The sequence below is a fragment of the Nonomuraea sp. NPDC001831 genome (assembly GCF_042892035.1).
Classification (GTDB): Bacteria; Actinomycetota; Actinomycetes; order Streptosporangiales; family Streptosporangiaceae; genus Nonomuraea.
Genome location: NZ_JBIATU010000012.1, coordinates 241,968 through 266,068, shown reverse-complemented (window position 1 = coordinate 266,068; position 24,101 = coordinate 241,968). Strand labels below are relative to the sequence as shown.

The 24,101-nt window shown below is 72.6% G+C and carries 22 protein-coding genes; 9 read left to right on the top strand and 13 right to left on the bottom strand.

Annotated elements, in window-relative coordinates; translation table 11 throughout:
- Positions 1-879 (top strand): 4-hydroxy-tetrahydrodipicolinate synthase family protein, encoded by an 879-nt coding sequence (locus ACFYYW_RS33605; RefSeq protein ID WP_387654784.1) that lies wholly within the window; start codon positions 1-3, stop codon positions 877-879.
- Here ACFYYW_RS33605 and ACFYYW_RS33600 read toward each other — a convergent pair.
- Positions 841-2,028, bottom strand: coding sequence for an FAD-dependent oxidoreductase (locus ACFYYW_RS33600; RefSeq protein WP_387654782.1), 1,188 nt, complete (start codon positions 2,026-2,028; stop codon positions 841-843). The genes ACFYYW_RS33605 and ACFYYW_RS33600 overlap by 39 nt on opposite strands.
- Positions 2,029-2,112: 84 nt before the next feature.
- Here ACFYYW_RS33600 and ACFYYW_RS33595 point away from each other — a divergent pair, with 84 nt between their 5' ends.
- The gene (locus ACFYYW_RS33595) at positions 2,113-2,553 is read left to right on the top strand and encodes a MarR family winged helix-turn-helix transcriptional regulator (protein ID WP_387654780.1); all 441 of its coding nucleotides are present in this window, start codon (positions 2,113-2,115) and stop codon (positions 2,551-2,553) included.
- Between the two features lie 158 nt (positions 2,554-2,711).
- Positions 2,712-4,502 (top strand): ABC-F family ATP-binding cassette domain-containing protein, encoded by a 1,791-nt coding sequence (locus ACFYYW_RS33590; RefSeq protein ID WP_387654777.1) that lies wholly within the window; start codon positions 2,712-2,714, stop codon positions 4,500-4,502.
- Positions 4,503-4,541: 39 nt separating this feature from the next.
- Here the strand turns inward: ACFYYW_RS33590 and ACFYYW_RS33585 are convergent, their stop codons facing one another.
- The 3 genes from ACFYYW_RS33585 to ACFYYW_RS33575 are packed head-to-tail and all read right to left on the bottom strand — an operon-like array spanning position 4,542 to position 11,945.
- The gene (locus ACFYYW_RS33585) at positions 4,542-9,416 is read right to left on the bottom strand and encodes a DNA repair ATPase (RefSeq protein WP_387654774.1); all 4,875 of its coding nucleotides are present in this window, start codon (positions 9,414-9,416) and stop codon (positions 4,542-4,544) included.
- A 1-nt stretch (position 9,417) separates the two neighbouring features.
- Positions 9,418-11,394 carry a flotillin family protein gene (locus tag ACFYYW_RS33580; protein WP_387654771.1) on the bottom strand — a complete coding sequence of 659 codons (1,977 nt, stop codon included), beginning with the start codon at positions 11,392-11,394 and terminating at the stop codon, positions 9,418-9,420.
- The gene (locus ACFYYW_RS33575; RefSeq protein ID WP_352318337.1) at positions 11,394-11,945 is read right to left on the bottom strand and encodes a hypothetical protein; all 552 of its coding nucleotides are present in this window, start codon (positions 11,943-11,945) and stop codon (positions 11,394-11,396) included. The genes ACFYYW_RS33580 and ACFYYW_RS33575 overlap by 1 nt, the downstream gene beginning before the upstream one ends.
- 155 nt (positions 11,946-12,100) lie before the next feature.
- Here ACFYYW_RS33575 and ACFYYW_RS33570 point away from each other — a divergent pair, with 155 nt between their 5' ends.
- Positions 12,101-13,015: an NADP-dependent oxidoreductase gene (locus ACFYYW_RS33570; RefSeq protein WP_387654876.1), complete on the top strand. Its 915-nt coding sequence runs from the start codon at positions 12,101-12,103 to the stop codon at positions 13,013-13,015.
- Between the two features lie 126 nt (positions 13,016-13,141).
- Here the strand turns inward: ACFYYW_RS33570 and ACFYYW_RS33565 are convergent, their stop codons facing one another.
- On the bottom strand, positions 13,142-13,663 hold the full coding sequence (locus ACFYYW_RS33565) for a CGNR zinc finger domain-containing protein (RefSeq protein ID WP_387654768.1): 522 nt from the start codon (positions 13,661-13,663) through the stop codon (positions 13,142-13,144).
- 97 nt (positions 13,664-13,760) lie between these two features.
- Between ACFYYW_RS33565 and ACFYYW_RS33560 the strand changes: the two genes are divergently transcribed.
- Positions 13,761-14,621, top strand: coding sequence for an alpha/beta fold hydrolase (locus ACFYYW_RS33560; RefSeq protein WP_387654766.1), 861 nt, complete (start codon positions 13,761-13,763; stop codon positions 14,619-14,621).
- Between the two features lie 12 nt (positions 14,622-14,633).
- Entirely contained in the window at positions 14,634-15,281 is a 648-nt protein-coding gene (locus ACFYYW_RS33555) for an HPP family protein (protein WP_387654763.1), read from the top strand.
- A 4-nt stretch (positions 15,282-15,285) separates the two neighbouring features.
- Here ACFYYW_RS33555 and ACFYYW_RS33550 read toward each other — a convergent pair whose 3' ends face one another.
- The 3 genes from ACFYYW_RS33550 to ACFYYW_RS33540 are packed head-to-tail and all read right to left on the bottom strand — an operon-like array spanning position 15,286 to position 17,639.
- On the bottom strand, positions 15,286-16,203 hold the full coding sequence (locus ACFYYW_RS33550) for an aminoglycoside phosphotransferase family protein (RefSeq protein ID WP_387654761.1): 918 nt from the start codon (positions 16,201-16,203) through the stop codon (positions 15,286-15,288).
- A gap of 34 nt (positions 16,204-16,237) precedes the next feature.
- A complete protein-coding gene (locus ACFYYW_RS33545) occupies positions 16,238-17,116 on the bottom strand; it encodes a 1,4-dihydroxy-2-naphthoyl-CoA synthase (RefSeq protein ID WP_352318330.1) in 879 nt (292 codons plus the stop codon).
- 10 nt (positions 17,117-17,126) lie between these two features.
- Positions 17,127-17,639 (bottom strand): PadR family transcriptional regulator, encoded by a 513-nt coding sequence (locus tag ACFYYW_RS33540; RefSeq protein WP_387654758.1) that lies wholly within the window; start codon positions 17,637-17,639, stop codon positions 17,127-17,129.
- A 76-nt stretch (positions 17,640-17,715) separates the two neighbouring features.
- On the opposite strand from ACFYYW_RS33540, the gene ACFYYW_RS33535 reads away from it, so the two are divergent.
- Positions 17,716-18,279, top strand: a complete 564-nt coding sequence (locus ACFYYW_RS33535) for a hypothetical protein (protein ID WP_352318327.1) — start codon at positions 17,716-17,718, stop codon at positions 18,277-18,279.
- On the opposite strand, the gene ACFYYW_RS33530 is transcribed toward ACFYYW_RS33535, so the two are convergent.
- The gene (locus tag ACFYYW_RS33530) at positions 18,272-18,604 is read right to left on the bottom strand and encodes a helix-turn-helix transcriptional regulator (protein ID WP_090938046.1); all 333 of its coding nucleotides are present in this window, start codon (positions 18,602-18,604) and stop codon (positions 18,272-18,274) included. The two genes, ACFYYW_RS33535 and ACFYYW_RS33530, sit on opposite strands and share 8 nt — an antisense overlap.
- An 86-nt stretch (positions 18,605-18,690) precedes the next feature.
- Between ACFYYW_RS33530 and ACFYYW_RS33525 the strand changes: the two genes are divergently transcribed.
- The gene (locus ACFYYW_RS33525; protein WP_352318325.1) at positions 18,691-18,861 is read left to right on the top strand and encodes a DUF3073 domain-containing protein; all 171 of its coding nucleotides are present in this window, start codon (positions 18,691-18,693) and stop codon (positions 18,859-18,861) included.
- A gap of 200 nt (positions 18,862-19,061) precedes the next feature.
- Here ACFYYW_RS33525 and ACFYYW_RS33520 read toward each other — a convergent pair whose 3' ends face one another.
- Positions 19,062-19,889 carry an alpha/beta hydrolase gene (locus ACFYYW_RS33520; protein WP_387654753.1) on the bottom strand — a complete coding sequence of 276 codons (828 nt, stop codon included), beginning with the start codon at positions 19,887-19,889 and terminating at the stop codon, positions 19,062-19,064.
- A 115-nt stretch (positions 19,890-20,004) separates the two neighbouring features.
- Between ACFYYW_RS33520 and ACFYYW_RS33515 the strand changes: the two genes are divergently transcribed.
- The gene (locus tag ACFYYW_RS33515) at positions 20,005-20,571 is read left to right on the top strand and encodes an NAD(P)-binding domain-containing protein (protein WP_352318322.1); all 567 of its coding nucleotides are present in this window, start codon (positions 20,005-20,007) and stop codon (positions 20,569-20,571) included.
- Between the two features lie 76 nt (positions 20,572-20,647).
- Here the strand turns inward: ACFYYW_RS33515 and ACFYYW_RS33510 are convergent, their stop codons facing one another.
- The 3 genes from ACFYYW_RS33510 to ACFYYW_RS33500 form a co-directional block, all read right to left on the bottom strand.
- The gene (locus ACFYYW_RS33510) at positions 20,648-22,057 is read right to left on the bottom strand and encodes an LCP family protein (protein WP_387654749.1); all 1,410 of its coding nucleotides are present in this window, start codon (positions 22,055-22,057) and stop codon (positions 20,648-20,650) included.
- Between the two features lie 135 nt (positions 22,058-22,192).
- The gene (locus ACFYYW_RS33505) at positions 22,193-22,864 is read right to left on the bottom strand and encodes a response regulator (protein WP_387654746.1); all 672 of its coding nucleotides are present in this window, start codon (positions 22,862-22,864) and stop codon (positions 22,193-22,195) included.
- A complete protein-coding gene (locus tag ACFYYW_RS33500) occupies positions 22,861-23,991 on the bottom strand; it encodes a sensor histidine kinase (RefSeq protein ID WP_387654743.1) in 1,131 nt (376 codons plus the stop codon). Before ACFYYW_RS33500 ends, ACFYYW_RS33505 begins: the two co-directional genes overlap by 4 nt.
- Positions 23,992-24,101 lie beyond the last annotated feature (110 nt).

The window sequence follows — 24,101 nt, the reverse complement described above, 5'->3', positions numbered from 1 at the left end:
ATGCTGAGAGGAATCCACGTACCGCTGGTCACGCCGTTCACGTCGTCGGGGGAGGTGGCCGCCGACGCGGTCGAGAAGCTCGCCCGGCAGATGCTCGACGAGGGCGCGGCCGGTCTGGTGGCGCTGGGCACGACGGCCGAGGTGGCCGCCCTCGACCCCGGCGAGCGGGCCCTGGTGGTCGAGACCTGCGTGCGCGTGTGCGCCGAGCGCCGGGCACTGCTCACCGTCGGCGTGACCGGGAACGACACCCGCACGACCGCCGCCGCGCTGCGCGAACTGCCCACCGGGGTGGACGCGGCCCTGGTGACCGTGCCGTACTTCCTGCGGCCCGGCGAGCGCGGCGTGATCGCGCACTTCGAGGCGCTGGCCGAGGCGTCACCCGTGCCGCTGGTGATCTACCACATTCCCTACCGGACCGGGCAGGCCGTGGGCGCCGCGACGCTGCGGGCCATCGGGGAGCACCCGAACATCGCGGGCGTCAAGTACGCCGCCGGCGGCATCGACCAGGACACGGTGGACCTGCTCGCGGACCTGCCCGACGGCTTCGAGGTGCTGGGCGGCGACGACGCGTTCGTCTCGCCGCTGCTCGCGCTCGGCGCCACCGGCGGCATCCTGGCCTCGGCGCACGTGCTGACCAGGAGCTTCGTCGAGCTGGTCGACGCCTGGCTGGCCGGCGACGTGGCCACCGCGCGCCCGCTCGGGCACCGGCTGGCCCAGGTCTCCCGCGCGCTCTTCGCCGAGCCCAACCCGACCGTGATCAAGGGCGTCCTGCACGCCAGGGGCCTGATCCCGACGCCGGACGTGCGGCTGCCGCTGCTGCCCGCCTCCGTCGCCGCGGTGTCACAGGCCGACCTGGTGGCGGTACATCCAGGCCAGTGACTCCTGGCTCGCGCTCCGCTTCAGGAACATCGGCAGCATCAGGTCGCGGAGGACCCGGCCGACCGGGCCCGCGGCCTTGCTGTTGCTGATCGTCCTGGAGTAGGCCACCACCCGCTCGACCCTGGGCCGCCGCTCGGCCTCGAACCGCTCGAACGCCGTGCGGTGGTCCTTCGCCTCGCGCAGGCATCTGGCCAGCACGACCGCGTCCTCGACGGCCAGCGAGGCGCCCTGGCCGGAGCTGGGCGAGGTGGCGTGGGCGGCGTCCCCGGTGAGCAGCACGCGGCCCCGGTGCCAGACGGGCACCGGCGGCAGGTCGTACACCGGCAGCGCCGGGCCCACCGGGCCGTGGCGGACGAGGTCGGCCGAGGGGTTCGCGTCCCCCTCGAACGCCGCCGCCAGGACGGGCCGCCAGTCCGCGGGCACGTCGCCGAGCCGCCTGGGCAGGTTCGCGAACCACCACGTGTCGCCCGACTCGGTCACCGTGCAGCCGAAGAAGGCCCGCTTGCCGAAGACCATGTCGTAGACGCCGGGCTCGCCGAAGCCGCCGGGGCCGCTGAAGCCGCCGGGGCCGCTGAAGCCGCCGGCTCCGGTGTTCCTGACGATGCCGCCGAAGCTGTACAGGCCGCTGTAGCGCGGGCCGGGCGCGCCGGGGTCGAGCAGCGAACGGGTGCGCGAGTGCACGCCGTCGCAGGCGATCAGCAGGTCGCCGGTGGCCGAGGTGCCGTCCTCGAAGGTCGCCACGACCTGGTCGCCGGTGTCGTCGTAGGAGACCAGGCGGTGGCCGTACACGATCGGGACGCCGCGCCGGGCGGCCTCGTCGCGCAGGGCGCCGTAGAGGTCAGCGCGGAGCACGGTGTGGCTGACCGTGCCGTCGTCGAGGCGCAGGCCGTTGGCCACCTCGCCGAGGCGCTTGCCGGTGCCGCTCCACATGACCATGCGCGGGGTGGGAATGGCCGACGCCAGCACCTGGCGGTGGACGCCGAGCACGCGCAGGGCGGCCAGGCCGTTGGAGGCGAGGTTGAGGAACGAGCCGACGTTCTCGGCGCCCCGCGGGTACGCCTCGTGGATCTCGGCCTCGATGCCGGCCGCCTGAAGGGCCATCGCCGTGACGGGACCGCCGATGCCGCAGCCTATGATCAGAGCCTTCATGCTGGTATCCTTTCGTTCGGCCGAACGAAATATATGAGCACGGGTGGCGGGATGTCCAGGGATATTTCGGAGCATCGAAAGAAATTGTTGGACGAACTGGTCGAGGCGGGCCGGGAGAGCAGCAACGCCGCGGTCATGTACCACAGCGCCATGGGCGAGCGGCTGGGCCTGGGGATGACCGAGGAGAAGACGCTCGACCTGCTCCAGCGCCTCGGGCCGCTGACGGCCGGGGAGCTGTCCCAGCACACGGGCCTCGCCCCGGCCTCCGTCAGCGGGCTGATCGACCGGCTGGAGGCCAAATGGCTGGTCCGCCGGGTGCGCGACACCAAGGACCGGCGCCGGGTCATCGTCGAGATCAACTGGGAGCGGCTGGCCGGCTTCGGCGAGCTGTTCGAGCCGTTCGTGGCCGCCATGTCCGGCCTGTACGACCGCTACACCGACGACGAGCTGGCCCTGATCGTCGACTTCCTCCGGCGGTCCACGGCCCTGCAACGGGAGGCCACCGCGTCGCTGCGCGCCGAATAAGGGGCTGTACACAATCCCGTTTCTGGGCTATGGTGTCCGGCGCTATGGGTTACTGCTTCCTGTGATTCTCACGCCCGAGGCGCGCACGCGTTGAGCCGACCGCTCCGCCGCGCCTCGTACCGGTCATATCCGCGTTGAGACAAGGAGGTGGAGCCTCTATGCGTACCGCTGCCCAATTGGCGCTGAACGAGATCACCAAGCGTTACGACACCCGCGTCGTCCTGGACCGGGTGTCGCTCACCGTCCGGCCCGGCGAGAAGGCCGGGGTGATCGGCGACAACGGCTCGGGCAAGTCCACGCTGCTCAGGCTCATGGCGGGCGTCGAACGTCCGGACAACGGCGAGCTGACCGTGGCCGCGCCCGGCGGCGTGGGGCACCTGCCGCAGTCGCTGGAGCTGCCCTCGCACGCCACCGTGGCCGACGTCGTCGATCTGGCCCTGGCCGAGCTGCGCGAGATCGAGGCGCGCATGCGCGCGCTCGCCGGCACCGACCTGGACGCCTACGCCGCCGCCGTCGCCGAGTTCGAGGCGCGCGGCGGCTACGAGGCCGACACCCGGGTGGACGTCGCGCTGCACGGCCTGGGCCTGCCCGGCCTGGACCGGAGCCGCCCGGTCGCGACGATGTCGGGCGGCGAGCGGTCCAGGCTCGCCCTGGCCGCGACGCTGGCCGCCGCCCCGGAGCTGCTGCTGCTCGACGAGCCGACCAACGACCTGGACGACCAGGCCGTCGCCTGGCTCGAACAGCACCTGCGCGAGCACCGCGGCACGGTCGTCGCGATCAGCCACGACCGCGCGTTCCTCGACCGGGTCACCACGGTGATCCTGGAGGTCTCCGACGGGCGGGTGCGCCGCTACGGCGACGGCTACTCGGGCTACCTCGCGGCCAAGGCCGCCGAACGGGCCGCGCACGTGCGGGCCCATGAGGAGTGGCGGTCCGAGCTGGCCCGGCACGCCGGGCTGGTGGCGGCCAACGCGGGGCGGCTGGCGGCCATCCCGCGCGCGATGGTGCAGGCCGGGATGGGCACCGGCGCATGGCGGGCGCGGTCGCGAACGCACGGCGCCGCCGGGCGCGTCCGGCAGTCGCGCGCGCGGATGCGGTGGCTCGAAGAGCACCCGGTCCCGCCGCCCCCCGTGCCACTCCGCTTCACCGCCGCCATCACCGCCCCGCCCCCCGCCGACGTGCTCCTCCCTGATCACCCCCAGGAGGTGATCATCCCCGCCGACGGGCACCTCCTGCCGGATCACCGCCACGAGGTGATCACCCCCGCCGATGGGCACCTGCCGGAACACTTCGAGGACGTGGTCGTCCCGGCCGATGTGCGGCCGTTGGAAGGCCCCCACGGTGTGGGCGGCGTGGAGCGGCGGTCGATGGTGGTCGTGCTCGACGGGGTGCGGGTGGCGGGGCGGTTGCGGATCGACGGGCTCGCCGTACGGCGGGGGGAGCGGCTGCTCGTCACCGGGCCGAACGGCGCGGGCAAGACCACGCTCATGCGGGTGCTGGCCGGCGAGCTGCGTCCCGACGCGGGGACCGTACGCCGGAACGGACGGGCCGGCCTGCTGCGCCAGGAGGAACGGGCGGCCCGGCTGGACCGCACCGTACTCGCGGCCTTCGCCGAGGGCCGGCCGGGCAGCCCGGACGAGCACGCCGACCGGCTGCTCGGCCTGGGCCTGTTCCGTCCGGACGACCTGCGGCGGCGGCTGGCCGACCTCTCGTACGGGCAGCGCCGCCGGGTCGAGCTGGCCCGCCTGGTCACCGACCCGGTGGACCTGCTGCTGCTCGACGAGCCGACCAACCACCTGTCGCCGATGCTGGTGGAGCAGCTCGAGGAGGCGCTGGCCCACTACGAGGGCGCGCTGGTGGTCGTCACCCACGACCGCCGCCTGCGCGCCGCCTTCACCGGCACCCACCTGGAGCTCGCCCCCGCCCCGCCCAGCGACCGGACCCGCTGACGCCGGGCCCGCTCCGCTGAGGGGTCGGGCCCGTTGCGGTCAGCGGTCCGACTCCCTGATGGCCGTGCCCACCTCGCTCACCCGGTCGGCGAGGAGGCCGAGGGCGCCCACGGCCCTGGTCATCGGGTCATCGCCGGATCCGCCGAGCGCCCTGGCCCTGAGGTAGGCCGCCTTGATCTCCGCCCAGCGTGCCGCCTGGGCGGGGGTGAGGCGGCCGCGCAGCTCGGCCAGCTTGAGCAGGTTGGCCTCGGCGTCCTGGGTGAGGGTCTGCGCCTCGCCCAGGTAGTGGTCGTCGATCACCGCCTCCAGCTCCTCCTCGTTCATGGCGGGCACGATGCGCTCGGCCAGCTTGTTCATGTTCCGGTACGACCCCTGCAACCGGTACGGCGGCTCGGTCCTGGACGCCTCCGCCTGGGACGCCGACGCGATGTAGGCCGCGTTGTTGGCCAGCACCACCTCCTGCGCCCGCACCAGCTTGCCCAGCACGCCGAGCACCTGCTCCAGCTCGGCCTTGCCGTACGGGTGCCGCAGCTGGTCAGGGCGGACGGCGGGGTCGCCCTTGGCCAGGCGTACCAGGAGCTCGACGTCGGCCCGGTCGCGGCCCGACAGGGGGGCGAGCACCGGGTTGGAGGTCAGCGCGTTGTCCACGTAGCTCAGCGCGAACAGCTCGTCCTTGCCGGAGAGCACGTCGCCCAGGTTCCACACGTCGGCGCGGTTGGCCAGCATGTCCGGGATGCGGAAGCGCTGCCCGGACTCGGTGTACGGGTTGCCCGCCATGCACACCGCGAAGCGCTTCCCACGCAGGTCGTACGTGCGGGTCCGGCCGTTCCAGACGCCCTCGATGCGGCGCTGGGCGTCGCACAGCGAGATGAACTTCTGCAGCAGCTCCGGCGAGGTGTGCTGGATGTCGTCCAGGTAGAGCAGGGTGTTGTTGCCGCTCTCCAGCGCGAAGGAGATCTTCTCGACCTCCTGCCTGGCCGTGGCGTCGGGGGCGTCGGCCGGGTCGAGCGAGGTGACGCCGTGGCCGAGCGCCGGGCCGTTCACCTTGACGAAGACGAGGCCGAGGCGGCTGGCGACGTACTCCATCAGCGTGGTCTTGCCGTAGCCGGGCGGTGAGATGAGCAGCAGCAGGCCCATCTGGTCGGTGCGCTTGCCCGCGCCCGCCGCGCCGAGCTGCTTGGCCAGGTTGTCGCCGATCAGCGGCAGGTAGACCTCGTCCAGCAGCCGGTTGCGGACGAACGCGCTCATGACCTTGGGCTGGTACTCCTCCAGGCGCAGCCGGCGGCGTTCCTGCTCGATCAGCTCGTTGCGACGGCGCTGGTAGGCCCGGTAGGCCGGGACCCGGTCCTGCCTGAAGGCGCGCGCCCTGGTCAGCAGCTCGTCGAGCCTGACCCGCAGCCTGCGGTCCTGCACGCGCGGATGCGCGCCGAGCAGCCCCTCGACGGTCTCCTCGACGGCGGCGCCGGAGTCGTGGCGGGGCAGGTCGCACAGGAGCACGGCGACCGCCTCGGCCACCTCGGGGCCCTCCCGGTAGGCGCCGATCCAGGCGTGGGCGAGCTGCAGCCGCTCGGGCAGGGGGAGCGCGGCCAGCTCCTCCTCGAACTCGCGCGTCCTGGCCGGGCCGAGCGCCTGCCTGAAGCCGTCGAGGAGGTCGCGCGCCGCCTTGCCGGTCACGAAGCCGGACGGCGTCGCGCCCAGCTCCTCGACCAGGTACTCGCCGGCCAGCGCGGCCGTGCTCTGCCCGGTGCCCCGGCCGGTGTCCTGGCCGGTGTCCTGGCCGGTGTCCTGCCCGGTGTCCGGGCTGGTGTCGTGGGCGGGGTTCTGGGCGGGGGAGAAGGCGGCGATCCGGGCGCCGAGTTCGGCGGCCAGCGCCTCCAGGGCGGGCGTCCGGCCGAAGACCGCGCGGGCGCGGACCAGGGAGGCGGCCCTGGTGGCCAATGTTTTACGTGAAACCTCGTCCGTGCCGAAGGCCCAGAAGAGCTGCGCGGCCGCGCGCGCCTCGGGCGGGTAGCGCAGCAGGCCGGCGCCCTCGCGCAGGCGGACCAGGCTCTCCAGGACGAGGATCGCGTCGTGGTCGTGCACGCCGCGCTCGTAGCCCTCGTCGTAGCGCTGCTCGGCGGCCTGGCGTACCAGGTCGGCCAGGGCAGCGCCGGGCTCCGCGGAGTCCAGGAGCGAGGCGGCCAGGTGCTCGGCCCGGTACATCTCCGGCGTCTCCGACACCAGCAGCTGATCCCAGAACGGCCGCGTGTCGGCGAAGGACGCCGGCACGGGCGCGCGGTAGTCGGTGCCGGTGATCGCGAAGTGCATCTCGCCGTCGTGCGGGACCAGCGTCAGGTCGATCGGCTGGGTGTTGACGGCGAACAGGTGACGGCCGAGCCGCAGCGTCTCGCCGCCGTCGGTGAACAGGTCCAGCCGGTCCCGCAGCGCGCGGCCGGCCTCCTGCTGGGCCGCCTTGACCCGGCCGTCCAGCTCCTCGGCCCGGACGGCGTCGCCCAGGGAACGCAGCTCGGCCGCCGCCGTACGGACCCTGCCGACCATCGGATCGGTGGCGAAGTACGTGTTGACCTCGTCCATCGAGCCCAGCGACGCCAGCCGCCTGGTCACGCTGCCCAGGATGCGCTCGGCCGAGGCGAAGACCCGGTCGGCCCGCCGGGCCAGGCCGTCGAGCTGGGTCTGCTTCCTGGCCGAGAACGCCTCGTAGACCTCGTCCCGCTTGCCCGCGAGCTGGGCGGCGAAGTCGTCGAACTCGCCGAACCGCGCCTCCAGGTTCTCCACCTGGAGCATCAGGCGGCCGAGCTGCTCGTCGCACTTGTCCGGCGTGTCGGCCATCGCCAGCGCGCCCGAGACGGCCTGCCCGAACAGGGCGAACTCGGCGGCGAAGGCCGCGCGGCCCTCCGAGCCGAGCAGCTCCCGCCGCCGCCCGTCGAGGACGGCCCGCGCCCGGTTCACCCCGGCCAGCACCTCGGCGATCCGGCCCAGGATCGACGTGCGGACCGTGGCGTCGGCGATCTCCAGCGAGCCGACGACCTCCGTCACCACCTCCAGGCCCTCCGCCTGCTCGGCCAGCCGGTCGGCGACCGGCGCGGCCTCGGCCACGGTCGCGATCGCGGCGGCGTCGGCGGCCAGCCGCTCGACCGCCACGTGGTAGGCGGTGAACGCCTCCGCGCCCTCCAGGAAGGCGACCGCGCGCCGGCCGGTCGCGGCCAGCTCCGCGGTCACGGCGGCGGACAGCTCGTCCAGGCGGGCGAGGTCCAGGTAGCGGACGTCGCGCAGGGTCACCAGGCGGCCCTGCTGCCTGCGCAGGCCGGCCAGCGTGGTGACCCAGGCGTCGGCGCCGGCGGGGGTGTCGGCGGCGGCCGCGCGTACCAGGTGGGCGGTCTCCTCGGCGGCCGCGGCCAGGGTGTCGGCGGCCTGGCGGGTGAGCTGCTCGACGTTCTCGTACTCGTCGAGCACCTGCTCGGCGGTGGCGCGCACGTCGGCGAGCGGCGCGGCGAGCCCGTGCTCGCCGAGCCAGTGGTAGGAGTCGGCGGCGCGGGTGCAGGCGGCGATCAGGGCCTCGAACGTGGCCTCCGAGGCCGCCATCTCCTCGACCATGCGGGCCACGGACAGGCAGTCGGAGATGCCGCGCACCAGCTCGGCGTTGCCGATGCGCTCCAGGGGCCCGGTCCCGGCGGGCTGGGCGGCGGCGTAGGTGTCGGACACGTACGGCGTCTGCCACACCTGCATCGGGTGGACCCGGGTCGGCTCCTCGGAGAGGGCGCGGAAGACCACCATCGTGCCGTCGTCGAACAGGGAGTACCCGTGGCAGACGATGGGGTTGGCCACCTCCTTCCTGATCACGTTGTACGGCAGCAGCAACGAGCGGCCGTCGCCGCGGGCGTGGAAGACGTACAGGACGTCCTCGCCGTTGGGCGAGCGCACGACCCGCTCGAACTCCAGGTCCGTCACGTCCGTGTCGAAGGTCTTGCTGATGCCGGTGGCCAGGTAGTAGCCGCCCGGGAAGATCAGCCCCTGGTCCTCGGGCAGCCGCTGGCAGGACTGGCCGATGCCGTCGAGCCTGGTCACCGCCTTGGTACGGGTGTTGAACACCAGATGCCGCCAGTCCGGCTCCTTGTACGGCCTGATCCGCATGAGGACGAGCGGCCCGACCCTGGCGTACTCGACGTCGGCGTCGGCCAGCGACTGGAGGCGTTCGGCGACCGGCTCGGAGTAGACGCCGGCGCCGGTCTCGGTGTTGTTCTCGACCTTGATGGTGAGGTCGCCGCCGATCGTCTCGACGAAGACCTCGCCCTCGATGGAGATGTGCGGATGGCGACCGAGCACGTGGTCGTCGCGGGTGGTCGGCGTCCACTCGAAGTCGTGGGACGGGGGGAAGACGTGGTCCCGCTCCCCCCTGTTATCCAGATATTTCGGGACACCGCCGTTGCTGACCGTCCACCTGAGCACCCGCGTGTCCGCCGGGCCCGTCCGGAACACCGCCAGCAGCTTGCCCTCGACCCGGCGCAGCTGCTGGAGCCTGGTCTCCTTGTAGTACCGGTACAGCTCGGCGAAGTCCTTCCTGAACGCCGGCTCCTCCAGCGTCTCCAGCTTCCCGGTCTCGAACGTGAACGCGTCCCCGTCCCTGGTGAAGCGGTGCACGGCGAACACGTCGGCCACGGTCGTCTCGGGCTTGAGCCCGATGAAGACGTTGTAGCCGAACAACATCACCTCGCCCAGCGAGACGATGTCCCTCGGGACGCAGTTGTTCTCGGTCCTGATCCGCTCGGTGCCGAGCAGGCGCAGCTCCGCGCCGCCGAAGACGCGCAGCCGCTGCCCGTTGACCTCCTCCGCCGCCACCGCGAGGGCCTTGGCCTGCGCCTGGAGACGGTTCCGGAGAACCTCGTAGGTCCCGGCCTCCAGCTCGGTGGTGCTCACGTCAGCCCTTCGCCGCCGCCAGCGCGGCCACGGGGGAGTCGGCCACGCCCAGCCGGCGCGCGGTCTCCAGCAGCTCGCCGAGCGCCGACGACTGCGGGCCGCCGTCCTGGATGAGCCGCATGAGCAGGGCCGAGACGGTCAGGTTCTTGATGTCCTCGGTGCGCACCCCGCCGACCACGCTCGCGATGTCCGCCGCCAGGCTGGCCGTCCCGTTGAGGTACGGCGCCGCGAGGGCCCCGGCCACGGTCGAGTGGCCGACGAAGCCGTCCACCGCCTTGCCCGTGGTGATCGAGCCGACCACCTTGTCGAAGAACATCGTGTCGCCGCCGACGATGTCGATGTTGGCCTTGGCCAGCCCCGCCGCCAGCACGCTGGCCTGCGACTCGGCCACCTGGCGGGTGACGTCGATGTGCTTGAGCCTGATCTCCTTGTCGGCCTCCAGGCGCAGGCGGTACTCCTCGTGGCCCCGGCTGGCCTCGTCCAGGGCGGCCATCGCGGCGGCCTTCTGGGTCAGGCCCTCGGCCTCGGCCCGCAGCCTCTCGCCCAGGGACAGGGCCTCGGCGCGGCCGACCTTCTCGATGGCGTCCGCGTCGCGCTCCTTGACCTGCACCTGCGCCAGCCCGGCCGCGGCGGACTCGGCCTGCACGCCCTCCGCGAGCCGGATCTTGGCCCGCGCCTCCAGCTCCGCGGCCTGCTGCCGGGCCTCGGCCAGCACCAGCTCCTCGCGGGCCCTGAACTTCGAGGCCGCCTCGGCGGCCTCGGCCGCCTTGATGTCCTTGACCAGGTTCTCCTGCGCCTCGGCCTCGGCCGCGATGATCACCTGCTGACGGGTGCGCTCGGCCTCCTCGACCACCCGCAGCCGCTTGATGCTCTCCTCCTGCTCGGCCACCGTCTTGTCGACCGCGATGCGCTCCCTGATGACCTCGGCGATCGACCGCTTCTCGGTCTCGACCTCCTTGTCCTTGGCGATGCGCGACAGCTCGGTCTCCCGCTCGCGGGCGATGACCTCCAGCAGGCGGTCCTTCTCGATGCGCTCGCTCTCGATCGCGATCACCCGCTCGCGGTTCTTCTCGGCGACCGCCACCTCGCGGGCCTGGTTCTCGCGCTGCACGCCGATCTGCTCGTCGGTCTTGATGCCGGCCGTCTGCGCGCGCAGCCGCTCCTCGGCCTGCACGCGGGCGATCTCCGCCTCCTCGCGGGCCTTGACGGTCTCGATCTCGCGGCGCTGCTTGAGCTCGGCGTCGGCCTGGCGGCGCTGGAGCTCCAGGATGGCCTCGCGGGCGTCCACGTTCTGGCGGGTGATCTCCTTCTCCTCGGCCCGCTGGAACTCGTTGGTCCGTACGTGCTCCAGCGCGGTCAGCTCGGTGATCTTCCTGATGCCCTGGGCGTCCAGGATGTTGCTGGAGTCGAGCTGGGTGAGCGCGGTCTGCTCCAGGTAGTCGATGGCGGCGTCTTCGAGGCTGTAGCCGTTCAGGTCGGTGCCGATGAGCCGGATGATCTCGTCGCGGAACTCGTCCCGCTTGGTGTAGAGGTCGACGAAGTCGAGCTGCTTGCCGGCCGTCTTCAGCGCCTCGGAGAACTTGGCGCTGAACAGCTCCTGGAGGGTGTTCTCGTCGCTGGCCCGCGCGGTGCCGATGGCCTGGGCGACCTTGATGACGTCCTCGGCGGTCTTGTTCACCCGGACGAAGAACGTGATCTTGATGTCCGCCCTGATGTTGTCCCGGCAGATCAGCCCCTCACGGCCGGTACGGGTGATCTCGATGGTCTTCACCGAGATGTCCATGGTCTCGGCCTTGTGGACGACCGGCAGCACGATGGCGCCGGTGAACGTCACGTCCACCTTGTTGACCTTCGACACGATCAGCGCCTTGCCCTGTTCCACCTTGCGGAAAAGGCGGCCGATGATGACCAGCAGGCCAATCACGATGACCAGGACGACGGCGAGAAATACGCCGAAGCCCGTGGAGATGACGTCCATCAGATCTCGCTTTCGTAGGGCATGACCCAGAAGAATTCGCCGTCTTTGTCGTATTCGAAGATGAGCGCTTTGTCGCCGCGGCCCAGGCGGTCCCGTCCGGTCGTCCGGACCTGGACGACCGCGGTCGAGCCGTCCTCGGCGGTGACCTCGGCCTGGCCGAAGTCGGGGGTGGCGGCCCCGGTGCGGATGACGCACGGGCGGCCCACGAGGTCGCCGCGCGAGTGCTGCCCGCCGTCCTGGAACGCCCTGCGCAGCGGCCTGATCAGGGCGCGCGTGGCGAGCCAGCCGCCCGCCGCCGCGGCGAAGGGCACAGCGGCCAGTGCGGCGTCCGGCAGCACCTGGCTGCCGACCAGGCTCAGCAGCCACGCGACCGCGACGAGCAGGGAGATGACGATCCCGGCGGGGACGCCGCCGAACCCCAGCCATGGCGCGTCGTGGTCGAGATCCAGCAGGCCCGCGATGACGGCCAGCCAATAAGCCAGGACGGCCGCGAGGAGGAAAGTGAAAATGACGGTCGGAAAGCCCAGAGCGGCGTGGAAGAACTCGGTCATCAACCCTCGGTTTGCCCCATCCCCCGGTGTGTCCTGACGGACTATATACATATAAAGCGCGACTAAAGGGGAAAGTTCCCGACTTCATATCGAAAGTTGGCCGACTTGACCTCAAGGGCGGTTGAGGTAGCACGCTCGACGACATGACTGACGTGATGAGGGCGGCGGCGTTCGCCGAGCCGGGCGGCCCCGAGGTGCTGAAGGTGATGGAGGTGCCCGCGCCGCAGGCGGGCCGGGGACAGGTGCGCGTCCGCGTGCGGGCGGCCGGGGTGCAGCCGTTCGACACGGCCATCCGGCAGGGGTGGCTGCCGCCGTACCTGGGGGAGGTGCCCTGGCCGCGCATCCCGGGCAACGAGTTCGCCGGCGTGGTCGACCAGGTGGGCGACGGGGTCGCCGGGGTGTCGGCCGGCGACGAGGTGCTGGGGTTCTCGCGCCTGTTCGCCTACGCCGAGTACATCGTGGTCCCGGCGGCCGACGTGGCGCCCAAGCCCGCCGGGATCCCCTGGGAGGTGGCCGGCGGGCTGACCTCCGGCGTGCAGACGGCCGAGCTGGCCCTCGACGCCCTGGCGGTCGGCGCCGGCGAGACGCTGCTCGTGCACGGCGCGGCCGGGTCCGTGGGCACGGCGGCCGTGCAGATCGCCCGCATGCGCGGCGCCACGGTGATCGGCACCGCCCGCGAGGCCAACCACGACCACCTGCGCGACCTCGGCGCGATCCCGGTCGCCTACGGTGACGGGCTCGCCGACCGGGTGCGCGCGCTCGCCCCCGGTGGCGTGCACGCGGCACTCGACGGCGCCGGCGGCCACGCCCTGGAGGTCTCGCTCGACCTGGTCGCCGACCGCGGGCGCATCGTCACGCTGGTCGAGCACGGCCGGGCGGCCGAGCTGGGCGTCAAGGTCGTCCAGGGCGAGCGCACGGCCGAACGGCTCGGCCGGTACGCCGCACTGTACGCCGAGGGCCGCTTCGCCTTCCCGGTGCGGCGGACGTACCGGCTGGAGGAGGCCGCCGACGCCCACCGCGAGATCGAGACCGGCCACGGCCGGGGGAAGGTCGTCCTGGTGACGGACTGAGGTCCGCCCCGAATCCCCGGGCGGGCCGGTTGGGACGGCGTTCCTGTGACGCCGGTCGAGCCGGCCCGCCTTCGCGGTTCGGACGGCGTTCCTGTGACGCCTGCCGAGCCGGCCTGCCTTCGCGGTTCAGACGGCGTTCCTGTGGCGCTGGTTGAACCGGCCCGCCTTCGCGCGGTTGCCGCACACCTCCATCGAGCACCACCTGCGGCTGCCGTTCTTGCTCACGTCGAGGAACCACAGGACGCAGGCCGGGTTCGCGCACTTGCGCAGCCGTTCGGGACGTTCGCGCAGGAGCCGGACGAAGTCGGCGGCCGCCGTCCAGGCCGCCTCCCAGGCCGGATCGTTCACCACGACGGTCTCGCGCGGCCCGTCGTCGTCCATCCGCGGCCTGGTGGAGCCCTCGGCGAGCACCGCGTTGAGCGCGTCGTGCCCCCGGCCTTCGAGCGAGCCGCGCAGTGCGTCCCGCGTCCGGACGAGCCGGTCGCGCACCCGCTCCAGGTCGTCCTCGCCCGGCAGGCCGTGGTCGCCGAGCCAGGAGCGCACGCCTTCCAGGTCGTCGAACTGGTCGAGCAGGGCGCCCTGGTCCACCCAGACGGTGTCGACCAGGTCGAGCGCCATGGGCTCGTCGCGAAGCGGCCGTATCCTCACTGCCCCTAACCCCCCAAAGCGATTTGACCGGTTATCCATCGCCATGCTATCACTTAACCAGCAAAACGGATTTAGCCGGTTATAGCTGGAGGATGAGATGACTGTTCGGTACCGCACCGCTGTGGTGGACGGCCTCGACGTGTTCTACCGGGAGGCCGGTGACCCGTCGGCGCCCACGCTGGTGCTGCTGCACGGGTTCCCGACCTCGTCGGTGGCCTACCAGGAGCTGATCGCCGACCTGGCGGACGAGTTCCATCTGATCGCGCCCGACTACCCGGGCTTCGGCCACAGCTCGGCCCCCGCGGCCGACGAGTGGGAGTACAGCTTCGACCACCTGGCCGACGTGGTGGACAGCCTCCTGGACACCCTGGACGTCACCAAGTACGCGCTCTACGTGCACGACTACGGCGCCCCCGTCGGCTTCCGCCTCGCCGTCCGGCACCCGGAGCGCGTCACCGGCATCGTCACCCAGAACGGCAACGCGTACGAGGAGGGTCTGACGCCGTTCTGGGAGCCGCTGCGCAAGGCGTGGGCCGACCCGTCCGAGGAGAACACCTCCGCGCTGCTCGGCCTGCTCACCCCCGAGGCCACCCACTGGCAGTACACGCACGGCGTCCCCGACGCCGCCCTGGTCAACCCGGACAAGGCGGCCCTCGACCAGGCCCGGCTCGACCGGCCCGGCAACCACGCCGTCCAGCTCGCCCTCTTCGTGGACTACGGCCGCAACCCGGGCCTCTACCCGCAGTGGCAGGAGTACCTGCGCACGCACCAGACCCCGGTGCTGGCCGTGTGGGGCCGGCACGACGAGATCTTCGGCCCCGACGGCGCCCTCGCCTTCGACCGGGACACCAAGCGCGCGCAGATCCAGCTCCTGGACGCCGGCCACTTCGCCCTGGAGACGCGCGGCCCGCAGATCGCGGCCCTGGTCCGCGACTTCCTCCGCCGCCTCTCCGACTGACGGGAGCCTCCGATGAGCCAGCCCCGCCGCCGCGGGAACACCACGGCCCGCACCGGCCTGTCCGCCGCCGCCGTCCACGCGCACCGATCCCTGGGCTCCCGCCCCGCGCCCGCCCCCCACGGGCGCGCGGCGGGCCCGGCGGCCGGGCCGCCGCCCTCCCGGAGGCGGGGGTGGGCCGGGACGTCGGGGGCGCCCGCCCGGCCGTCCGCCAGGGCGGTGGCCCTGGCCACCGCGGCGGCGCTGGCCGGACTGTCCTCACTGGCCCTGCTGGCCGGCCTCACCGGCATGGAGCTGTTCGCGCTGCCGTTCGCCGCCTCCGCCGGGATCGTGGCCCTGGCGCCCGCCGCGCCGTTCGCCCAGCCGCGCAGCATCCTCCTCGGCCACCTGAGCGCCGCCGCGCTCGCCCTGGCGCTCACCGCCCTCATCGGCCCCTCGGTGTGGACGGCGGTGGCCGCGGCGGCGCTCTCCACGGCCCCGATGTTGCTGCTGCGGGCCCCTCACCCGCCGGCCGGGGCCACGGCGGCGCTGGTCGGGCTCACCGCCCCCGACCCGGTGTACCTGCTCGACCCGGTCCTGGTCGCCGGCGTCGTGGTGATCGTCGCCGGGGTGGCGCTCGGAAGGGCGCTGCCGGACCGCCGATACCCCGCCTACTGGCGGTGACTCGTCACTGGCGGCGGCGCATGGCCTCGGCGATCACCAGGGCGACGTCGTTGAGCTCGTGCTCGCCGTCCTCGACGTCCCAGAGGGCGTTCTGCAGGATCCGGCCGAGGGTCCAGCCGGCCGCCCTGGCGGGGTCGAGGCCCAGCCCGTCCACCATCAGGTCGAACCGCCGCAGCACGCCCTTGATCGGGTCGCCGGTGGCGACGACGGCGTCCCAGCGGTTGTCCAGGGCGGGCCACAGGTCGAAGCCGGGGTCGCCGGCCAGCGGCTTGGGGTCGATGGCCAGCCACGGCTCCCGCTCGGCGGCCAGCACGTTGTCGTAGTGCAGGTCCCAGTGCAGCAGCCGGTCGCCCGGCTCGCCGACGAGCTCGGCGACCGCGTCGGCGCACCAGCGCAGCCAGTACCGGTCCTGCTCGCGGGGCAGCGCGGCCGCCGCGCGGTCGACGTCGGCCAGCATCTGCGCGGCGATGTCGCCCAACCGGCGCAGCCCCGGCGGGGCGGGGAATGCGGTCAACCGGCCCAGCAACCCGGTCAGGATCGTCAGCGCCTCGGTGTCGTCAGGGACGGCCGACAGCGGGCGGCCGGAGTCGAGGCGTTCCAGCAGCAGGGCGCCGGTCTCGGGGTCGTCGTCGAGCAGCAGCACCGAGCCCTTCCCGGCCCACGTGCGCAGGCCCGGCGCCTCGGTGGCGTTCTCGTCGGTGACGGGCTGGAGCTTGAGCGCCGCCCTGGTGCCGTCCTCCCGCACGACGGGCAGCACGAGGGAGACCACGCCGTGCATGGGACGGCCCTCGTCGAGCCGCAGCCCCCACTCCTCCAGGTAACGCTCGGCCAGCGCGGGCAGGCCGGCCGACCAGGCCCGCCCCCGCTCGCCGTCGATCTTCACGTGTGATGCGGTCAACGCCTCGGGAACCATGATCCTCATCGCCCCAGTCTGCCTCCGGCCGGGGCGCCCGCGGCTAGAAGTGCCAGGGGAAGGGCGACCAGTCGGGCGCCCGCTTCTCCAGGAAGGAGTCGCGCCCCTCGGCCGCCTCGTCCGTCATGTACGCCAGCCGCGTCGCCTCGCCCGCGAACACCTGCTGCCCGACCAGCCCGTCGTCGATCATGTTGAAGGCGAACTTCAGCATGCGCTGCGCGGTGGGCGACTTGCCGTTGACCTTGCGCGCCCACTCCAGCGCCGTGGCCTCCAGCTCGGCGTGCGGGACGACGGCGTTGACCATGCCCATGCGGTGGGCGTCGGCCGCGCTGTAGGTGTCGCCCAGGAAGAAGATCTCGCGGGCGAACTTCTGCCCGACCTGCCGGGCCAGGTAGGCCGAGCCGAAGCCGCCGTCGAAGCTGGCGACGTCGGCGTCGGTCTGCTTGAAGCGGGCGTGCTCGGCGCTGGCCAGGGTGAGATCGGCCACGACGTGGAGGCTGTGCCCGCCGCCCGCGGCCCAGCCGGGCACCACGCAGATCACGATCTTGGGCATGAACCGGATCAGGCGCTGCACCTCCAGGATGTGCAGGCGCCCGGTGGCGGGGGTGCCGTCGGCGTACTGGTAGCCGTCTTTGCCCCTGATGCGCTGGTCGCCGCCGGAGCAGAAGGCCCACCCGCCGTCCTTGGGCGAGGGGCCGTTGCCCGTGAGCAGCACGCAGCCGACGTCGGTGGCCTGCCTGGCGTGGTCGAGCGCCCGGTAGAGCTCGTCGACCGTCTGGGGCCTGAAGGCGTTGCGCACTTCGGGCCGGTTGAACGCGACCCGCACCGTGCCCTGGTCGAGGGCCCGGTGGTAGGTGATGTCGGTGAAGTCGAAGCCCTCGACTGCCTGCCACATCTTCGGATCGAACAGCTCGGAGACCATGGAGGCGAGCCTAACGGATCTGCCCCTCGGCCCACTCGGCCCACGCCTTCTGGGCGGCCCCGAGCCGCAGGCCGTACTCCAGGGCGAGCCGGCCGTAGACCGACAGGTTGTCCTGGCCGCTCTCGACGAAGCCCTTGATGGCCTCCATGTGCTCCATGTGCTTGCCCACCACCTCGGCCTGGCGGCGCAGGTAAGCGCGGGCCTGCTCGGGATCGACCTGGCCGAGGAAGAACACGCGCAGCAGCATGTCGCTGCGCCCGACCCGGACCGGCTCGACCTCGGTGATCCAGCGGCGCAGCTCGGCCCGGCCCTCCTGGGTGATCGCGTACTCCTTGCGGCCGCGGGGGCCCTCGGCCGCGACGCTCACGAGCCCGGCGTCGGCCAGCTTGCCGAGCTCGGCGTAGAGCTGGCTCTGCGTGGCCGGCCAGACGTTGGACAATGAGACGTCGAAGGTCTTCAGCAGGTCGTAGCCGCTGGCCGGGCCCTCGGCGAGCAGACCAAGCACGGCGTGTCTCAAGCTCATATTCCTATATTGACATATCTCCACAGGAGGTTCTACATTCGACATGTCTACATAGGAATGTCAAAGGAGTTGCGCGATGCGCGGTCTGCTCGGTTTCCTCCCCTGGGTCGTCTACGCGGTCATCGCCACCGGCGACGAGTGGCGCTGGGGCGCCATCACCGGCCTCGTGATCGCCCTCGCCCTCGTGGCCATCGACCGCCGGTCCGGCCGGGCCTGGGACGAGATCGTCATCGAGACGAGCGCCGCCGCCTTCTTCGCCCTGCTCACGGTGCTCTCCCTGGCGGCCCCGCACTCGCCGCTCACGCCGTACGGGCCCGCGCTGGTCAACGTGTGGCTGGCCGGCACCGCCTGGGGCTCGCTGGCCATCGGCAAGCCGTTCACGCTGGGCATCGCGCGCACGATGGCGCCGAAGGAGATCTGGGAGACCCAGGCGTTCCGCCGCGTCAACGTCGTGATCACGACGGTGTGGGCGGCGGCGTTCACGCTCGCCGCCGTCTCGCTGACGTTCGTGCTGGCCGCGGCCCCCCACGCCACCACGGTCGTCATCGCGATCAAGGTGCTCTCGTTCGTCGTCCCCGCCGTCTTCACCGCCCGGTACCCGAAGGTCGTCAGGCGCCGCGCCGAGGCCGCCGCTAAGTGACCTCCGCCCGCAGCTCGGCCAGGAGCTCCCCCTGGTCGGCCAGCATGTCGGTGAGGATGCGGCGGGCGGCCCCGAGCAGGTCTGCCAGCTCGGGAGTGGCCAGGGTGTAGACCACCGTGCTGCCTTCGCGGATTGCGCTCACGATCCCGGCCCTGCGCAGGACCGCCAGCTGCTGTGAGAGGCTCGACGCCTCGATGTCGATCTGGGCCAGCAGGTCCCTGACGGGCAGTGGACCTTCCTGGAGTAGCTCCAACACTCTGATGCGAGCGGGGTGGCCGAGTGTCCGGAAGAAGTCGGCCTTGGCCTGGTGGACCTCCACGTGCATATTGCAAGACTAATCGAGCGCAGTTGCATAATTCTTCAAGTCACCATGTTGTTGGATAGCATGACAGCGGGGACTAGGGAGTAGCCATGGGCCGAGGAAGAGCCAAGGCGAAGCAGACGAAGGTCGCTCGCCAGCTGAAGTACGCCAACCACAACATCGACTACGACCGGCTGCGCGAGGAGCTGGGCGCGGACTCGCCACGCGAGGAGATGTACACGTCTACGGCGCCCGAGCAGGAGTCCGAGCGCGCGCAATGACGCGCGCCGGCTTCGCGGGGGCGTCCGCGACGTTCTCGGGCCGCCTGGCCTCCGGCGCCTGACCGGTCGCCGCGAGTTCCAGGCGGTGTTGCCGTGCCCGATGTCGTGCCCGATCCCGGGCCCGATCCCGTGCCCGATCCCGTGCCCGCCCGGCGGCGTGCCGCAGGGTGCGGGGCGGGCCGCAGTGGTCCGGCGGGCTGCTAGCCCGTCACCGCTTCGAGCAGCCGGCGCGCGTCGGCGAGCAGGCGGCCGGTGGCGGCCTGCGACACCGGGTCGGCGTTCTGCTGGAATCCGTGCGTGAGGCCGGGCTCCCTGCGGCACGTGACCGGCACGCCCGCCTCGGCCAGCCGGCGGGCGTAGGCCTCGCCCTCGTCCCTGAGGGCGTCGTGCTCGGCGGTGACCACCAGCGTGGCGGGCATCCCGCTCAGGTCGGGCACGAGCAACGGGCTCAGCCTCGGGTCGGCGCGCCGCGCCGGATCGGGCGCCCACTGCCGTACGGCCCAGGCGAGGAAGCTCTCGTCGAGGCCGTGACCGGTGCCCTTCTCCCGCACGCTGGGGCAGGAGAGCGTGAGGTCGGTGTTGGGGCAGACCAGGATCTGGGCGGCGGGCAACGGGTCGCCCGCGTCCCGCAGCGCCAGGCAGGCCATCGTGGCCAGGTAGCCGCCCGCGCTGTCCCCGGCCACCGCCGCCGGACGGGCCGCGCGCAGCACGTCCACGACGTCCTCGACGGCCGCCGGGTACGGGTGCTCGGGCGCCAGCCGGTAGTCCACGGCCAGCACCTCCACCCCGCACTCGCGGGCCAGCAGGCGGCAGATCCGGTCGTGCGTGTCCAGGCCGCAGAACACCCACGCGCCGCCGTGCACGTACACCACCAGCGGCCGCCGTTCCCGCGCGGGCCGGTAGTGCCGCAGCGGCAGCCCGCGCGGCCCGGCCAGGTCGTTCACCCGCGGCAGCTCGGGCCCCCGCGCACGCAGGTGCGCCCGCTCGGCGCTGCCCCTGCGCAGCTCGTGGACGTCGGGATCGTTCATGGACGACGAGTGTAGGGATCACCGGCGGGCAAAGATCTCGCGGCGCAGGCGCAAAGCCAGGCATGCGGGGAAGGCCGATGGGCAGGTGCCGATCGGCCGACAAGGAGATCCAGACATGCGCGTAGGAATCGTGGGTTCGGGCCGGCTCGGCGCGCCGCTCGGCCGGCTGTTCGCGGCGGCCGGCCACGACGTGCTCTTCAGCGACGCCCGGCCGGCCCTCGCCGAGGAGGCCGCGGCCGCCGCCGAGGGGCAGTCGGGCGTCGGCTCGCCGATCGAGTCGGCGCGCTTCGGCGAGGTCGTCGTCATGGCGGTGTGGTGGGAGGCGTTCCCGACCGTGGTCGAGGAGCTGGGCGCGGCGCTGGGCGGCAAGATCGTCATCGACCCCAGCAACCCGATCACCCGGCTCGACGGCGCCGAGGCGGTGGTGGCCGTGCCGGACGGGCTCACCAGCCCGCAGTACCAGCAACACGTGCTCGGCCGCGAGGTGCGGCTGGTGCGCACGTTCAACACCAAGTACCCCAACGAGCTGCTGGACCTGGGCACGGCCGGGCAGCGGGGCGGCCCGCGGGCCGACATGCCCTACTGGGGGGACGACGAGGCCGCCAAGAAGGCCGTGGTGCCGCTCATCGAGGACGCCGGCTTCACCGCCATCGACGGGGGCGGCCTGGCCGACGCCCTGTGAGCCGGGCCGAGCCGCCCTGGGCCCGGCCGGCCCTGCGTGAGCCGGGATGGGCCTGAGGGAGCCGAGGGTGGGCCGGTCAGGCCGCGCAGGTGTCGTGGGTGGCGTCGAAGCCCTTGATCGCCTCGGTGTCGTCGGCGCGCAGCGGCTTGAGCCCCTTCCAGTCGTCGCCGAGCACCAGCACCAGGTGGTTCGTCCGGGCGCCGGCGACCAGCTTCGGCGTGGCGGCGAGCAGGTCGTTGGTGAGGGTGGGCACCCGCGTCTCGGCGTTGGGGCCGTAGAGCAGCGTAGTCTTCGCCTGCGGCTTCCTGGCCGTGTCGCCGATCTTGCTGATGTGGTAGCCGCGCTGTTCCAGGAACGCGGCCACCTGCGTGCCGAGGCCGCCGCGGTAGGTGCCGTTGCGCAGCTCGATCTGGATCTTCGACCGCCCCACCTTGGCCTGGCCGCCCTTGACGCCCTGGACGCTCTGGTCCCTGGCGACGATCTGGAACAGCCGGCCCGCCTGCGGCTGCACCCACTCGACCCGGCCCGGCTGGGTCAGCGAGTAGTGCCAAGGGGTGGTGATGAACCGGATCTGCCCGGCGTTGAGGCCCTGGAGGCTGGTGGCGAGGTCCTTCATGACGCCCACCGACAGGTCGTCGTCGACGGTCACCGACTTGGTGCCGGCGTTGAGGAAGCCGAACAGCTTGGACGGGTCGGTGAGCGTCTCGCCGCTCATCACCTTCTTGAGCATCGAGGCGATGAACATCTGCTGCCGCTGGATGCGCCCGATGTCGGAGCCGTCGCCGAGGCTGTAGCGGGCGCGGACGTAGCCGAGCGCCTGCTCGCCGTTGAGCGTCTGCCGCCCGGCGGGCAGGTGGAGCAGGGCCTTCTTGTCGTTCACCGGAGAGGGCAGGCAGACCTCGACGCCGCCCACGGCGTTGACCATGCTCTTGAAGCCGGTGAAGTCGACCTTCACGAAGTGGTCGATGTGGATGCGGGTGAGCGACTCGATCGTCTTCCAGGTGCAGGCGATGCCCCCGGAGTTGAACGACTCGTTGATCATGCCCAGGTGCGGCTGCTGGCCGGGCAGGCCGCCCGTGGCCCGGCAGGCGGGCAGCTGGACCAGCGAGTCGCGCGGGAAGCTGATCACCATGGCGTTGTCCCGCTTGGACGACACGTGCGCCAGCATGATCGTGTCCGTGCGCTCGCCCGCGATGCGGCGGCCGTACCTGGCGTTCTTGCCGTCGCGCTGGTCGGAGCCCACGATCAGGACGTTCATCGCCGAGGTGGCGACCTTGGGGGGCCGCGTCTCGCCGAGGTCCTCCTTGGTGACCGTGGAGCGCTTGAGGTTGCCGCTGAGCTTGGCGGTGACGCCGACGGCCACGCCGGCGACCAGCAGGACGACGGCGACCGCGATCGCGATCACCCAGCGTAGCCAGCGCCGGCGGCGCCGCTTGGGGGCGCCGGGGTCGCTGGAGGGCGGAGCATCGACAAGCCCGCTGCTCACGTGACTCCAGAGGGACGGGGGCCGAGGGGCCACCGCCCCGGGCCAAGAGCCTCGCCGTACAAGTCTCGGCCGTTGAACGTGCCCGAGTGTACTCAGTCCGGGACGGGTATGCGGAGGGACCGTGTTCCTTGACGGTCAAGCCTCGCGTCCGCGCTCGCGCGGGGTCACCAGGCCGGACTCGTAGGCGAAGACCACGAGCTGGGCGCGGTCGCGGGCGTGCAGCTTGGTCATGGCCCGGCTGACGTGCGTCTTGGCGGTGGTCGGGCTGATCACCATCTGGGCGGCGATCTCGTCGTTGGACATGCCGCGGGCGACCAGGGCGGTCACCTCGCGTTCGCGGTTGGTGAGCACGTCCAGGCCCTGGGGTTCGGGTTCGGGGCGGCGGGCGACGTACTCGCCGATCAGGCGGCGGGTGATGGCGGGGGAGAGCAGGGCGTCGCCGCGGGCGGCCACCCTGACGCCCTGGAGCAGGTCCGCGGGCTCGGTGTCCTTGACCAGGAAGCCGCTCGCGCCGGCGCGCAGGGCGTGGAAGACGTACTCGTCCAGGCCGTAGTTGGTCAGGATCACCACGTGGACACCGGCCAGGCGGTCGTCGGCGGCGATGCGCCTGGTGGCCTCGATGCCGTCCATGACGGGCATCTGCACGTCCACGAGCGCCACGTCGGGGCGGTGCTCCAGGGCGAGGGCGACCGCCTGCTCCCCGTTGGCGGCCTCGGCGACGACCTCGATGTCGTCCTCGGCCTCCAGCAGGGCGCGGAAGCCGCCGCGGATGAGGGCCTGGTCGTCCACCAGCAGCACGCGGATCACCGGGCCTCCTGCAGCGGCAGCTCGGCGCGCACGGTGAACCCGCCCTCGGGACGCGGCCCGGTCGCCAGCCGTCCGCCGAGGGCCGTGACGCGCTCGCGCATGCCCAGCAGGCCCACGCCGGGGTCGCAGGGGCCGCCGTTCGCGCGGCCGTCGTCGTCCACCTGCACGATCAGCTCCTCCTTGCCGTAGTCGACGCGTACCGAGGCGGTGGCGGGCCCGGCGTGCTTGGAGACGTTGGTCAGCGCCTCCTGGACGATCCGGTAGGCCGCCCGGTCGACCTCGGCCGGCAGGTCGCGGCGGTCGCCGGTGACCGTCACCGTGGCCGGGACGCCGGTCGAGCGGGCCCGTTCGACCAGGTGGGTGAGCCGGTCGAGGCCGCTGGCGGCGGGGGCGTCGTCGTCCTCGCGCAGCACCTCCAGCGTGGCGCGCAGCTCGCGCATGGCCTCGCCGCTGGCCTCCTGGATGGCCAGCAGCGCCGCCGGCACCTCCTCGCCGCGCTTGCGCGCGAGGTGCACGGCCACGCCCGCCTGCACCTTGATGACCGAGATGGTGTGGGTGAGCGAGTCGTGCAGCTCCCTGGCGATGCGCAGCCGCTCCTCGCCGGCCCGGCGCAGCGCCGCCTCCTCGCGGGTCCGCTCGGCCTCGGCGGCCCGCTGCTCGACCTGCGCGAGGTAGGCCTGCCGGTGCCGGGTCACGGTCGCGGTCACCCCGGCCGCCAGGAACCAGCCGAGCAGCAGCGTCGTCTTCTGCACGATCTCCTGCGCGGTCTGCCCGTCGGGGGTGGCCAGGTTGACCGCGAGGGTCCCGCCCAGGAACAGCGCGCCGGCCGCCGCGGCGAGCGCCCGGTGACCGGCCCTGACCGTGGCGAACACGGTCACCATCACGGGGAAGGCGGCCGGCGGGCCGGGCTGCGCGTGCGCGGAGTAGACCAGCATGCACAGCGTGGTGATCAGCAGCGCCGGGATCGGCGCCCGCCGCCAGGCGACGAGCGCGAACGACCCGGCGAGCACGGCGGCGTAGTCCGCGGGCCCCGCGCCCGGCGTGGCCACCACGGTCGCCGTCAGCAGCACGGCCACCACGGCCGCGAGCGCCGCGTCCATGACGGCGGGGTGCCATCGCAAGCTCATGCCAAGCACAGTAAAGCCTGATGTGTCGATAATCGTCCTCACGTGGGCGGAATGGGGGACTACTCCCGCCGTCGTACTCCGCCCGCCTCTGCACCCCGTGCCGTAGCCGC

Bases quoted from the DNA above. Each gene is read 5' to 3' on its own strand.
- ACFYYW_RS33530 (WP_090938046.1), bottom strand. From the start codon at position 18,604: ATGCACGTGGAGGTCCACCAGGCCAAGGCCGACTTCTTCCGGACACTC.
- ACFYYW_RS33570 (WP_387654876.1), top strand. From the start codon at position 12,101: ATGAGGGCGGCGGCGTTCGCCGAGCCGGGCGGCCCCGAGGTGCTGAAG.
- ACFYYW_RS33600 (WP_387654782.1), bottom strand. From the start codon at position 2,028: ATGAAGGCTCTGATCATAGGCTGCGGCATCGGCGGTCCCGTCACGGCG.
- ACFYYW_RS33560 (WP_387654766.1), top strand. From the start codon at position 13,761: ATGACTGTTCGGTACCGCACCGCTGTGGTGGACGGCCTCGACGTGTTC.
- ACFYYW_RS33590 (WP_387654777.1), top strand. From the start codon at position 2,712: ATGCGTACCGCTGCCCAATTGGCGCTGAACGAGATCACCAAGCGTTAC.
- ACFYYW_RS33555 (WP_387654763.1), top strand. From the start codon at position 14,634: ATGAGCCAGCCCCGCCGCCGCGGGAACACCACGGCCCGCACCGGCCTG.
- ACFYYW_RS33575 (WP_352318337.1), bottom strand. From the start codon at position 11,945: ATGACCGAGTTCTTCCACGCCGCTCTGGGCTTTCCGACCGTCATTTTC.
- ACFYYW_RS33520 (WP_387654753.1), bottom strand. From the start codon at position 19,889: ATGAACGATCCCGACGTCCACGAGCTGCGCAGGGGCAGCGCCGAGCGG.
- ACFYYW_RS33605 (WP_387654784.1), top strand. From the start codon at position 1: ATGCTGAGAGGAATCCACGTACCGCTGGTCACGCCGTTCACGTCGTCG.
- ACFYYW_RS33580 (WP_387654771.1), bottom strand. From the start codon at position 11,394: ATGGACGTCATCTCCACGGGCTTCGGCGTATTTCTCGCCGTCGTCCTG.
- ACFYYW_RS33500 (WP_387654743.1), bottom strand. From the start codon at position 23,991: ATGAGCTTGCGATGGCACCCCGCCGTCATGGACGCGGCGCTCGCGGCC.
- ACFYYW_RS33535 (WP_352318327.1), top strand. From the start codon at position 17,716: ATGCGCGGTCTGCTCGGTTTCCTCCCCTGGGTCGTCTACGCGGTCATC.
- ACFYYW_RS33545 (WP_352318330.1), bottom strand. From the start codon at position 17,116: ATGGTCTCCGAGCTGTTCGATCCGAAGATGTGGCAGGCAGTCGAGGGC.
- ACFYYW_RS33515 (WP_352318322.1), top strand. From the start codon at position 20,005: ATGCGCGTAGGAATCGTGGGTTCGGGCCGGCTCGGCGCGCCGCTCGGC.
- ACFYYW_RS33525 (WP_352318325.1), top strand. From the start codon at position 18,691: ATGGGCCGAGGAAGAGCCAAGGCGAAGCAGACGAAGGTCGCTCGCCAG.
- ACFYYW_RS33540 (WP_387654758.1), bottom strand. From the start codon at position 17,639: ATGAGCTTGAGACACGCCGTGCTTGGTCTGCTCGCCGAGGGCCCGGCC.
- ACFYYW_RS33550 (WP_387654761.1), bottom strand. From the start codon at position 16,203: ATGAGGATCATGGTTCCCGAGGCGTTGACCGCATCACACGTGAAGATC.